The organism is Vibrio owensii CAIM 1854 = LMG 25443 (genome assembly GCF_000817815.1).
Lineage (GTDB): Bacteria > Pseudomonadota > Gammaproteobacteria > Enterobacterales > Vibrionaceae > Vibrio > Vibrio owensii.
The window spans coordinates 151,002-164,054 of the sequence record NZ_JPRD01000020.1 but is presented as its reverse complement, the minus strand read 5'-3'; the positions used below and the strand labels follow the sequence as shown (position 1 = coordinate 164,054).

Here is a 13,053-nt window from a genome sequence, read left to right as displayed (position 1 = left end):
AATTTTTCTTGCCTACAAGTTTTTGAAAAGTGCCGAAAAGTAGTGTTTTAACTCTACAAAAACCGGACGGAGATCACCGTCCGGTTTGATCTTATTGAGCCTAATTTGAAGAGGATGAAGCGATTGCAGATGCTAGGGGGGTCATCTGCAACGCCCAAATCTTCTCGTTGTTAGTGACGAATGAGCCTTACTTACCCACAAAGCCGTTGTACAACATGTATAGGTGCGCAGCACTCCAAGAGAAGTTGTTTGCGCCCTGCACTGCACCCGTTTCAGGGTTGTAGTTTTCCTGAATTGGCGTCGTTTCCGTTAGGCCTTGTGCGTTCTTGAATAGCTTATCCACCATCTGACGCGCTTCTACACCGTAACCATAGTTGTCCATACCACGTACACCGAAATAGAACTGATCGAGCCACACACGACCACGCCAGTAAATGTCTGGGCCATAAGCCGGGTTATCCATCGACGCCGTACCAAGTGGGATCATTGGTGAGTTAAACTTGCTGGTATCAAGCATGTTCTTCACTACTTTATCTGCGTGCTCTTGCGTTGCCGCGTTGTTGAATAGTGGAGACCAACCTTCTGGACCCATGCCGCGTTTCACCAACATTGGACCTGCACATTGGTTGCTCAAGCCGCCAGGTACCACTTCGATGTCGTAGTAGAAACCGGTTGATTCATCGAACATACAGCGGTTGATGTACTCTTTGGTGTCTTCCGCTTTATCTTTAAACTCAGCCGCTTTATCTGCTTTGCCCAGAACTTCTGCAATTTGCGATAGGAACAGGTTATCTGAGTACCAGTAAGACGCTTGGTCTACCGATTCTTGCATCAGCGAGTAACCAGACAACTTGTTCGCGTCGTTGGTGTTCTCGTTGAACTTCACTTCCCAGTCTTTCTTCGCTAGAGCCAGTTTATCCATGTTCTCTGGCGAATCATCACGGTAAGTCACCACTGAGCCGTCTTCACCCATAACCATGTCGTAGGTGTTGTCGAATCCGTTGGTATCGTGTGCATAGCGACCCATTTGGTCGATCACTTTAGCTTCGTCTTGTGTCGGCAGTTCAGACATACCTTGTAGGTTGTCGATGGTGTCGATAAAGCCAAATACACCCGCGTTATCACGACCAGATTCCCAACCCGCAGCTACTTTTGCAGGGATACTCATCGCAGTGTAATCACCTGACGTTAGCAACTGGTTGTATTTCTCGATGCCAGTCTCTTTGATCCACTTGTCGCCGTTCGCTTCGTCTTTGTACTGGAACTTCATGTCGTCTACAGACGCATCTGATCCCCAAGAACCATCATTCACATCATCTTCAAATACAGTGTGAATTGGGTCTTTTGCTGCACCGTATTCAGGGATACCGTTTTTGTTTGTATCACGAGCACGCAGCCACCAATCGTGGAATGCCACCAGTTTCGGATACATCTCTTCTAGCCACTGCTTCGCTTCTTCCGGACGGTTATGCTCGTCTTTCAGTGCGGTGTACACTTCCCATACAGCCCATGCAGCTAGAGATGGTTTGGTGTTACGTTCGTTCCAGTTCAAACCGTCTGTCGCCAGTGGGAACACTTTTTTGTATTCCGCAGACATGCCTTCCCAACGCTCTGCTGGCAAGTTGTAAGTGACTACGTCAAGCAAGTAACCTTCGTCCCAAGGGCGAACAGGATCGTCTGACTGCACTTGGTATTGGAATACAGTACGAATGTTTTCCATCGCCACATCTGGGTTGAAGTGAGCCATTGCGTACGCTTGTTTCCATGTATCCCACGGCCAAGTCATGTTGCCAGAGAAGTAAGGAGCCGTTACCGATGGCGTTACTGTGTCGTGGTCAATGGCACCTGCAGCACCACGCCAGTTTGCACTCAGTGTTTCCATCGCTTTTACTGCTACGAATTCATGTTCTTTTGAAGCAGCACCGTTGGTTAGACCATTTTCTAGGTATTCTTCCCAACGCATTGCTGAATCATGCATGTAGCCTTTTGGATCGGCCATCACGTCATCTAACTTAGCAAACTCAGATGCCTGCTCTTCTGTGTTTTGCACGTGCGTGTAAGCCGTGTATAGCGTGATTTCTTCGCCATTACCTAGCTCTGCGGTTTGGACAAAGCCTTTCTTATCATCGTCGATGGTAGACGTTTCTGGCTTGATAGAGCGTGTTACTTCAAACTTTGAATCGCCTGAAGTCAGCAGAGACCAAGAGTCGCGAACCGCGCCAAAAGACACTTCTACGCCGTTTTCTGTCGCGGCGATTTCACGTGAGTAAGTAGGGTATGCATCTTCAACACTGCGCACTGTGCTGTCGCTGTTTTTGTATAGTTCACCATCGTCAGCACGGTAATCTTGCATCAACTCACCGTCCCATTCGCCTTGAATAGCCAGCTTGTTCGGGTTCTTGATGGTGGTTTTAACAAGAGACGTACGGTCGGTCACAAAGCGCATTTCAAGTTCGGCAGTGATGCCGTTATCGCCTGTGTACTCTTGAATCAGTGCGCCTGGTTGCGAGTAAGCTTCTGTTAGCTCAAGCGGCATCGCTTCACCGTCAACCATCAGTGTTAGACGGTCGAAACGTGCAGCCATGAATGACACGTATTCTTCCGTTAGCAACGCCGTACCACCTAGCGCAATTTCACCACCTTTGGTATCTAACGTGTGACCATGCCAAGAACCGTTATCGAACATAGGAATGTAGCGAAGGTGACCACCATGTAGATCACGCAGTGCCACTGGCACACCTGCACGGTCAATGGTGTTGTGGAATTCAGTCGCTTTCAGTGGCGCTTCCACATTCGAGTCATTATCACTACTGTTGCATCCACTAAGTGTTAGAGCAACCCCGACAGCAATCGCACATAAAGAAGTCTTAAAGTGCATGTTATATCCCTCATTTATTGGCTTTTGGTCCTGATCAGGCGAAAAAAGGTCGAGACGTGCCCTGCCGAGTTTCGATGATGAAGATTCAGCCTTATTTATTTCACTTTTGGATTTGAGAAGAGATCGGTTAATTTGTCTCTTCTTCGTTTGACCTATTTAAATAACAGGTCATTAATTTTGGATAATAGTGGGTCTTTGATGCATTCATTATCAAACACACCCACTTAATATAAATTCTTTATTTTGTGATTAAATAGTCACTATTTTTCATTCGCCATCGAGATGGCTTTTAATAATTCACCGTCAATATTCGGAATCGTATCCGAAAGGAATATCTGATTGCCCGGCGTGTAGGTCATCAAGACGTTTCTCAGTCGCTTACTGCCTTCTCCGCTCTTGTTTTGCACATCAAACTCTATCAGTTTGTTGTACACCTCATTCGCCAGTTTCTCTTCCTGCTCTTCAGTGATAGCAATGCGTCCCATGCAAATCGGTGGTCGCACATCATGGCTAAACACTTCATCTCGAAAGCGCTTAGCAAACAAAGTATCGAGCTTGGAGCCTTCTTCGAAAATAAAGCGACCTTGGTCTTTAAAGCGGTATTGGTCATCACCTTTTAGCTCGATGTAATCCATCATTTCCAATGCGCGGAAATAAAGGGTGATCGAGGTATGGGTCAATTGGTATTTGCTCGCAATATCTTGCGGAGACCATTCCTTCCGACGTAATAAATACAAGAAATCAAACAGGTACGGATACTGGTGAAATATGTCACTGTTAATGTCGGTGATAAATTGCTCGTTTTCTTGTTGCAGCTGTTTACCACGCATGGACAATTCGACTAAGTCAGTATCTAAATGAGTGGCATACGAGAGTATTTTGTCCAACCCTAAAGACGTATTGTGTAACTGTCTCTTAATGGTTGATAGAGGAATCCCCATTCCAGCAGAGAGATCGGAATAACAAATCCCTTTCTCTTTAATTTTTTCTCGTAAAGCAGCAAGTAAATACGTTGCAGAATTATTCATCTAACAATGCCTGTTTTAATTTCTTCAGCATCCCTGATGATATATTCAAGAGAATCCTACTCTTGTGATGCTGGTTCCAATTATTCCCAGCACTCTTTATCAATTAAATCGGTTTCAACGATGAGACTTTTACTAGTTGTTAACTGATCAAGTTTTACTCATTGCGTTCACACTTTGACCATCTATTTTAAGCCTTATCAGTATGGCGACGAGTATAATTGTTTTGATGCGTAAAATTAAGTTCACAAAGATTTTTAGTAAAAGTTTTCTCTCAGAAGGTTATTTTATTAGGTAAGAAGTATCAAAAAGTTGTACTCAGAGATTTATTATCGTGAGGGATCACAGAAAAATAGTGACTCACTGGTAATTTATTGAATCGATGACCAGTAAAATCCTTGTTATAAGGAGCAAGAAAGTTGATTAAATTAACCGAGGTATTATTGAAGCGCCGTCATATTATATCCGTATTTTTCTAGCTTGCTCACATAATTTATTGGCTTGCCACCAAGGCTTATTTTTATATTCTTTTGCCACGTAAAAACTCTCTCCCGCCATCGGAGTTATCAGCTCAATGTGATCAGCTTGGCAATGTTCAATCAAGTCCTCAATGGGCTCATCCCATTTGTGCGTAAACAGCTCATACGTTGCCCAGTGCACAGGTAGCAACTTCTTCGCTTGCAGGTCTTTGAATGCGCGTACGGTGTGATGCGCTTGCATGTGTCCCCAGTTCTCAACCGGATAACCTTGGTTGCCTTTCACATCTGCCGCGACTTCCAAACAGGCGATATCAATCGGGCCGCAACGCTGAGCAATTTGTGCAAAGTGGCTATCGTATGCACTGTCGCCGCTGAAATAGAGGGTCTCTTGCTGCCCTTTTACCACCCAAGATGCCCATAAGGTCGAATTCTTATCCAGATAAGTGCGCCCTGAGTTGTGATTGGCTGGCGTACATATCAACTCAACATTGGCATAATAAACGCTCTCCCACCAATCAAATTCCACCACGTTATCAGGTTTAACGCCCCAACGAATCAGATGCTTACCGACACCGAGTGGCACGTAAAATGTTACGGATTTATCAGAATAGTAACGTATGGTCGAGGCTTCGAGGTGATCGTAATGATCATGAGAGATCACGATGACATCCGGAATCGGCAAGCTATCACGTACAGCTGTATTGGGGATATTGCGCTCAAACCATGCCTTAGCAATCAAAGGCGACGCATAGTCGAATACAGGGTCAGTCAGAATGCGCACGCCATCTGTCTCAATCATCAAAGTGGAATGCCCGAGCCAAGTGACTCGCATCGCTTGTTGTCGCTGCTCAAACCGCGTCGGCTCTATCGATGAATAAGGCAACTGGTTATCGGGACTGAGCGGCGAACGTCCACCCATGTAGGCCCAGCACACTTGCCAAAAAGACTGAGGGCTTGGCACATTTGGCATCTTGTCTTTGACGCGTCCATGTTCAAATTGAGGTGAGTGGTTAATGCGATGCGCCAACTGCGCGTAGTAAGTGTGAGGAGTAATCAGTGATTGCGTTGCGCGCTCACGAGCCAAGTACGTGTTTTTAAGTGTCGTTTCAGACATGTCCTATCTACGTCTTGTTCACTAAACTATGGTTTTAGTTAAGCCTGCTTGTATGTCTTTTTCATGACCAAAATAGGGCGTAAGATGAAGATTAGGTTTCAGAGAAGTATTTCTGTCCTTTATCGGTCTTGATAAGGAAGAGAGAAGGAGAAAAGTTATGGTGACCTGCAGCCAATACGATTTTATTGAAATCGCCTGTATGTTTAATCTGCCCGTGGAGATCACCCTCAGAAACGGTGAGAAACATCAAGGCAGCGCATTTGATACAGGCTACGATATCGAGCGACAAGAGTGCTTATTTTTGGATATCGATGGCGAGCACATTTCGTTCCCAACCGAACAATTGATTGCGATGAAGGCACTCAAAGACAATCCGCATTTCAGTGAAGTAACCTTCGGTTAACTGCTCGAAAGCCGATAGAAAAGTTAGACATAAAAAAGCGCCCTTAACTGGCTGAGTTAAGGGCGCTTTTGTTTGGCTTTTGAGTTTTACCTTGAGCGGATAAATATCAGCATCGGCATCATGATAACGAACATCACCCCGACCAACTGGAAGGTATGCACAAAGGCCACCATTTGCGATTGCTGATGGAGCATGTTCTGGTATTGCTCCAATGCCGCAGGATCAGTAATTGATAATCCCTGTTTCGCAGCCCAGTCATGCAGCACTGGGTTATAAGGGTTAAAGCCTTCTCCCAAAGCGTGCCATTGCTGTTGGCTGTCACGGTATTGGTACGTAGTCGCAATCGAAATACCAAACGAACTACCAATGGTGCGGAACAAGTTAAAAATACTCGCCCCTGCCACCGACTGCTCTTTCGGCAATGTCATGTACGCCAGTGTCGATAAGGTCGAGAAGGTCAAACCTAAACCCGTGCCCTGAATCATACTTGGCATCACGATCCAGAAGGTATCGATTTCCATGGAGTACAAGGTCATGAGGTAACTACCAATACCGATACAGGTTAGGCCAAAGACAATCTTCAACCTTGGATCGAATTGTGGGTTAATCACAATCACCAATATCAGCATACAGGCAGACGCCAAACCCCGTGGTGCCATTAACATGCCTGTGGTGGACACTGGGTAGTTTAATAAGCTTTCAAGCAACATTGGTTGTTGAGTGGTCAAGCCGAACATGGCCATCGACACCACCGCCATCATTAAGGACGAGACCATGAGGTTTTTGTCCTTGAGGAGCCACAGAGGCGCAATGGGGCTCTTGGTCTTCCAACTGCGGTAGATCCACATGATTAAGCCCATGATCGCCAGCAAGACTGCGGTTTGGATAATGCGGGAGTTGAACCAGTCTTCGTCGTTACCTTTGTCGAGCACAAACTGCAACGCACCGACCCCTAGGGCCATATAACCAATGATCCACCAGTCGAAGTTCGGTTTGGATTTGTTACTGATGTGGATGTAGCGATAAATCAGCGCAGTACACACCAAGCCAAATGGCAAGTTGACGTAGAAGATCCAACGCCAATTGATGTTGTCAGTAATCACACCGCCCACTACCGGGCCTAAAATCGGACCAAGCAAGATACCGATGGAGAAGATCGCCATCGCCTTGCCTTTTTGTTCAGAAGGGTAAATCTGAACCAGTGTCGATTGCGCCAGTGGAATAACCGAGGCACCAAACGCACCTTGGATAATACGGAACACCACCATCTCTTCGAGTGAGCCCGCTTGTCCACAGAAAGCACTGGCAATCACAAAGCCGATGACCGCCACCAGCATGACTTTGCGCTCACCAAATCTCGATACCCAGAAACTGGTCATCGGAATGAAGATCGCCTCAGCCATGCTGTAGCCAGTTAGCACCCAAGTGATTTGGTCTGCCGTTGCGCCCAACGCGCCCATCATGTGTGAAAGCGACACGTTAGCAACGGTCATGTCTATCAGCACCATGATGGCCGAAAGCATCACGGCGACGGTGGCTATTCCCCGTTTGTCGGCCGTAATCTCATTACTCATTGTGCGTTACTTTTCAGATCAACTGTCACTTCAGAACTTGCACCCACACGTAATTGTGGCGCGCCTTCAGGCACTTCAAGTGTCAAACGCACAGGGAAACGTTGTTTAATTTTTACCCAGTTACCGGTTGCGTTTTCTGGTGGCATCAAAGAGAAAGAAGTACCACTTGCAGGCGACAGTTCTTCCACTTTCGCATCCCACACTACGTCTGGGTACATGTCGATCACGACTTCAGCGTGCATGCCTGCTTTGATATGTGTTAGGTCAGTTTCTTTAAAGTTTGCGCGTACCCAGTAACTGTCTTTTACAATCACAGGGAACAGTGTTTGGCCAATGCCGACAACAGAACCAGTATGTGTGTTGATTTCACCCGCGATGCCATCGACAGGAGAAGTGATGTCGGTGTAGCTAAGGTTCAATTCAGCTTGTGCAAGTTGCGCTGCCGCTTGTTGAACAACCGCTGCTTCTGCGCCTTCTTCACCACGGTTTGCAATTGCTTTTTCTACCGTTGCACGTGCTTGTTCTAAGCTTGCTTGAGCGTTAGCGAGTTTGTTTTTCGCAGTATCCAAATCTTGATCAGACGCTAATTTGCGTTTCACTAGCGAGTTAGTACGTTTGTACTCCAACTGCGCTTCGGTCAGGTTAGAACGCGCCGCATCCAATCCCGCCACCGCTTCAGTCACTTGCTTGTCGGCCACATCGTGTTGTTGGACCGCCAATTGATAAGCCGCTTTGGCTTGTTTGACTGCTAGCAGATAAGGACGAGAATCAATCTTTAATAGCAGATCGCCTTTGTTCACCACTTGGAAGTCTTTGGCTTCTACTGAGATCACTTGGCCTTGAACCTGAGGAGCGACTGACAGGATTTTAGCTCTTACATAGGCATCTTCCGTACTCGGATGACTGTCAGAATATTGCCAAGACCAGTACATCGCACCGAAGCCGATAGCACAAACGAGAAGGAAAAGGATTTTGGTCAGTTTGGATTTCGAAGAGGATTTCTTCGCGATATCGTCGCTCATTTATATTGTCCAAGTGTTTAATTATGTGATCAGTGTAGGATTTTTCCGCTTTCGAACAACAAGATGATCTGAAAGGTTAAGATCCGATTTTGAGCGTTGATAATTTGTTCAAATGATGCGCAAAGATATTCACACTCTTTGATGCCCAAGTAACCTCGAGATGCTGGTTCAGCGAGAATGACTTGGTTTGAAGGCGAGGCAACAATTTAAAGGTCTAGTGGTTCTAAATCGAAAATTGTTAACAAAGCATGCGAACCAAGGCAACTCGCCCTTCGGGAGCGTGTCACTGAAACAATTTCTTCGTCAAACAACTTGGAAAGAGCTAGCTATTCCGCTTCGTTGCTTTCCTTGCTTACTTTCGGTAAAGAGGGAATCAGTGACAACGCTCTGAATCCTGCCTCTTGAAGTCACTTGGGCATCGTGTGCATAAAGTATAGAAGACGCTAATCATTCCGCGACTTAGACAATCACATTGACGAATATTCCAGACATAAAAAAGCCCCGTTAGTCTTAACTCTAACGGGGCTTTATGGTTATTTATTTTTAACTATCAATGTGCTGTAGCAAGCTGCGCAGTTACTCTTCGACGTTGTAGCCAAATCACAACACCAAACAGCAACATGGCCGGAATCCACATCCACTCTTTGCGATAACGCTCAACAGGCACACGAACGTCAACGATTTGTTGGTCGAACTGCAATCCTGCTGCCTCTGCTGGGCTAGCAAAGCTGACGATATCAATCAGGGTTTGTTCACCTTGCTGATAAGTAGCGATACCCAATGCGTCCAGCTTATCTTGTCCGGTTTCCCCTTCAGGAACCGACAACAACACCGAGAATTCACGCATCTTACCTACTGCATCTTCACCGCTGATGCGCATTCTCAGCACACCGCCCTCTTCTAGCGGCTCAAGCGTTTGTGCCAACTGGGCAGGATTGCTCGATTGGTACGGATCCACCACCATGTCGATCCAGAACCCTGGACGGAACAGAGTAAAGGCCACCAGCAAAAGCAAAACGCCTTCGTACCAACGGTTACGAGTCAGGAACCAACCTTGCGTCGCCGCTGCGAATATCAACATCGCGATAGTAGAGATAACAAAGATGGCAATGCCGTGCGCCCAATCGACATCAATCAACAACAAATCCGTATTGAAGATAAATAGGAACGGCAAAACTGCGGTTCTTAGACTGTAGTAAAACGCGGTTAAGCCCGTCTTGATTGGATCGCCTTTCGACACCGCCGCAGCCGCAAACGAAGCCAGACCCACTGGCGGCGTTACATCCGCCATGATGCCGAAGTAAAACACAAACAAGTGCACCGCAATTAACGGTACGATCAAACCGTGTTGTTGACCCAACGTGACGATAACAGGTGCTAGCAAGCTCGATACCACGATGTAGTTCGCCGTGGTTGGTAAGCCCATGCCTAGAATCAAGCTCAATACCGCCGTAAGAATCAGCATGAGTAGCAAGTTGCCCATCGACAACACCTCAACCAAATCAGCCAATACTAAGCCAACGCCCGTTTGCGATACCGCACCAACGATTACGCCTGCGGTGGCGGTCGCGATACCAATGCCGATCATATTACGCGCACCAGCAATCAAGCCTTCACGCAAATCAATACAACCGTCTTTGAAGTTGCCGTAATCGTGTTTGCCGTCTTTACGCATCCAAGTCAGCAGAGGACGTTGAGTCAGAACGATCACCACCAGAATCACGCTGCCCCAAAAAGCAGACAATCCCGGAGACAAACGCTCGATCATCAAACACCACACCAAGACCACCACAGGCAGTAGGTAGTGCAGACCAGACAGCAAGACTGCGCGCGTATTTGGTAACTGTTCTAGCGGAGCATCTGGATCTTCTTCCGGTAGCGGCTCATTACTTGCGGCGACTTTTAGCAGCGCCAAGTACACCACCGCGAGAATCAACGCCATCCCCGGTAGGACAACGTCGCCCAATACTGGCTTCAACCACCCTAAGCCGTAGTAGACCGCCATCGACAATCCAGAAATCAACGCCGCACCAAATGCAAAACCCGTGAGTCTCGCTAGCCAAGGTTTTGAACGTGCAGCATCAATTGGCTGCATGCCTAACTTGAGCGCTTCTAGATGAACAATATAAAGCAGAGCAATGTAAGAAATAGCAGCAGGTAAGAAGGCGTGCTTGATGATCTCAACATAAGGAATGCCAACGTATTCCACCATCAAAAATGCTGCGGCGCCCATAACAGGAGGCATGATTTGCCCATTCACCGATGACGCCACTTCCACTGCACCGGCTTTCTCTGGAGAGAAACCAACTTTACGCATCATAGGAATAGTGAACGTACCCGTGGTCACTACGTTGGCGATAGACGACCCCGAAATCAAACCCGTTAAGCCAGAGGCAACGACGGCCGCTTTTGCTGGGCCGCCACGTAAGTGCCCCAACATGCTAAATGCCAATTGAATGAAGTAGTGCCCCGCTCCAGCGCGTTCCAACAACGCACCAAACAGAACAAACAAGAATACAAAGCTGGTCGATACGCCAAGCGCAATACCAAACACACCTTCTGTGGTGATCCACTGGTGGTTCGCCAACGCATCCAACTGCACGCCGCGGTGGGACAATAAACCCGGCATGTATGGGCCTGCCAAGCTGTAGCCGATAAATACCAGCGCAATCACAGGTAATGCTGGGCCCAACACTCGACGCGCCGCCTCTAAAAGCAGAGGCAAACCAATCAAGGCGGTAATAAAGTCTTCAGTGGTTAAGCTGCCCGGACGTTGTGCTAGTGCTTCGTACATAACAAACAAGTACAGCGAAGAGGCACAAGCAATCAAACCCAACATGATGTCGAAGGCAGGAACACGGTCGCGCGGGGAGCGCTTAAAAGCAGGGAAGACAAGGAAGGCAAGCAACAAGGCAAAGCCAAGGTGAATGGCGCGCGTTTCGGTGTCGTTCATTACACCGAAGCCAACAATAAAGGGCAGCGGAGACGCTATCCAAAGTTGAAACAGAGACCAAAGTAACGCCAAACCCGCAATCAGTTTTTCCATGATTCCGGTTGGCAGGCGAGCACCCACATCTTGGGCAATCAGTTCTTCTGCCGACAGCTCACTCGGATGCGTGTCAGCATGGGACGTGGAGATCGTCTTATCCATAATTTTCTCACAAACAACAGAGAAGCAAGCGCTGCGAACCCATCACAGCGCTTGCTAAAAATCGAAGGTTCTAAGAGTTACTTACAACCAGCCGCGCTCTTTGTAGTAGCGCACCGCACCTTCATGCAGTGGTGCAGACAGACCCACTTCAATCATTTCTGATTCTTTCAGGTCTTTAAATGCTGGGTGCAAACGCTTGAAGCGGTCTAGGTTGTCGAACACAGATTTCGTCAGTTGGTACACCAACTCTGGATCAGTCTCTGCTGTGGTTGAGAGCACCGCTTTGCCGCCGATAGATTGCGTATCGTTCGGGTTGCCACGGTACATTCCGCCCGGAATGGTTGCTTTGGTGAAGTACGCACGCTCAGCAAGTAACTTGTCGATTTCAGGACCAGTCACTGGCACTAACACCGCATCCGTTGTGGTTGAGGCTTCTTGAATCGCGCCGTTTGGGTGGCCAACAAAGTAGCTCATTGCATCAATGTTGTTGTCACTCATTGCGGAAGCTTGTTCTGCAGGTTTTAGATCCGATACCAAGCTGAACACATCTTGTGACCAGCCTTTTGCTTGCATCACTTGCTCAAACGTATCGCGTTGACCAGAACCAGGGTTACCAATGTTGACGCGCTTGCCTTTCAAATCGTCGAAATTGGTGATGCCTGCGTCTTTACGCGCAAGAATGGTGAACACTTCACTTTGTAGTGAGAAAACGGCACGAATGTCCGTCATTGGTTGGTTATTTTGGAAAGGAGCCACACCTTCTAGGGCTTTGTATTGGTGATCTGACTGCATGATGCCGAAATTGTATTCGCCACTGCGCAAACCATTGACGTTTGCCACGCCACCACCGCTGGCTGGTGCATTACATTTAATGCTGTGGTCTGCCGCACCACGGTTTACAAAACGACAAATCGATTGGCCTGCTACGTAATAAACACCCGTTTGACCACCCGTGCCGATAGTAATAAATTTCTCTGCCGCACTTATTTTCTCACTGTATGAGAACAATGATACTGCCGAAGCAAATACTGCAATGAGTGTGGTTCCTTTCATTTTAAGTTCTTCCTGTCTATCGATTGAAAAATAAAGACATTTTTCTCAGCTAACGACAGCAAAACTGAAAAATACTCGCGTAAAATTTCCACGCTTTACGAGTAATTTTCCTTAGTCAGCCAGTCCTTAGCTTCATTTTGTAATATTTATTTTGACGTTCGATTAATAATTAACCGAATGCTTGTCATCGAATTTATCAGAACAATTTCAAAACCTAGCTATAGTAATTTTTCGCTTTTCTCAGCAATCGAGAATTAACAGAAAATTCATTTTTTAATCGATGCGTTTACAAATAGAAAAATCATAGAAATAGGAAGAGAAAGGAGAGATGGGTAGAAGAGAAAATGAAATAAA

The 13,053-nt window shown here is 46.9% G+C and carries 8 protein-coding genes; 1 reads left to right on the top strand and 7 read right to left on the bottom strand.

Features of this window, described 5'->3' with window-relative positions:
- Nucleotides 1–187: 187 nt before the first annotated feature.
- The 3 genes from ygjK to H735_RS13100 form a co-directional block, all read right to left on the bottom strand.
- The gene (gene ygjK, locus H735_RS13110; RefSeq protein ID WP_020195118.1) at nt 188–2,878 is read right to left on the bottom strand and encodes an alpha-glucosidase; all 2,691 of its coding nucleotides are present in this window, start codon (nt 2,876–2,878) and stop codon (nt 188–190) included.
- A gap of 260 nt (nt 2,879–3,138) precedes the next feature.
- A complete protein-coding gene (locus H735_RS13105; RefSeq protein ID WP_027726613.1) occupies nt 3,139–3,906 on the bottom strand; it encodes a transcriptional regulator in 768 nt (255 codons plus the stop codon).
- Nucleotides 3,907–4,362: 456 nt separating this feature from the next.
- Nucleotides 4,363–5,496: an MBL fold metallo-hydrolase gene (locus H735_RS13100; RefSeq protein WP_020195116.1), complete on the bottom strand. Its 1,134-nt coding sequence runs from the start codon at nt 5,494–5,496 to the stop codon at nt 4,363–4,365.
- 157 nt (nt 5,497–5,653) lie between these two features.
- Between H735_RS13100 and H735_RS13095 the strand changes: the two genes are divergently transcribed.
- The gene (locus tag H735_RS13095; protein ID WP_020195115.1) at nt 5,654–5,899 is read left to right on the top strand and encodes a Rho-binding antiterminator; all 246 of its coding nucleotides are present in this window, start codon (nt 5,654–5,656) and stop codon (nt 5,897–5,899) included.
- 86 nt (nt 5,900–5,985) lie between these two features.
- Here the strand turns inward: H735_RS13095 and H735_RS13090 are convergent, their stop codons facing one another.
- The 4 genes from H735_RS13090 to H735_RS13075 all read right to left on the bottom strand — a co-directional run bounded on the left by H735_RS13090 (nt 5,986) and on the right by H735_RS13075 (nt 12,699).
- Entirely contained in the window at nt 5,986–7,473 is a 1,488-nt protein-coding gene (locus H735_RS13090; RefSeq protein WP_020195114.1) for an MDR family MFS transporter, read from the bottom strand.
- On the bottom strand, nt 7,470–8,495 hold the full coding sequence (locus H735_RS13085; protein ID WP_009706795.1) for an HlyD family secretion protein: 1,026 nt from the start codon (nt 8,493–8,495) through the stop codon (nt 7,470–7,472). Before H735_RS13085 ends, H735_RS13090 begins: the two co-directional genes overlap by 4 nt.
- A 550-nt stretch (nt 8,496–9,045) precedes the next feature.
- Nucleotides 9,046–11,646, bottom strand: coding sequence for a TRAP transporter permease (locus tag H735_RS13080; protein WP_020195113.1), 2,601 nt, complete (start codon nt 11,644–11,646; stop codon nt 9,046–9,048).
- 81 nt (nt 11,647–11,727) lie between these two features.
- Nucleotides 11,728–12,699 carry a TAXI family TRAP transporter solute-binding subunit gene (locus H735_RS13075; protein WP_020195112.1) on the bottom strand — a complete coding sequence of 324 codons (972 nt, stop codon included), beginning with the start codon at nt 12,697–12,699 and terminating at the stop codon, nt 11,728–11,730.
- Nucleotides 12,700–13,053 lie beyond the last annotated feature (354 nt).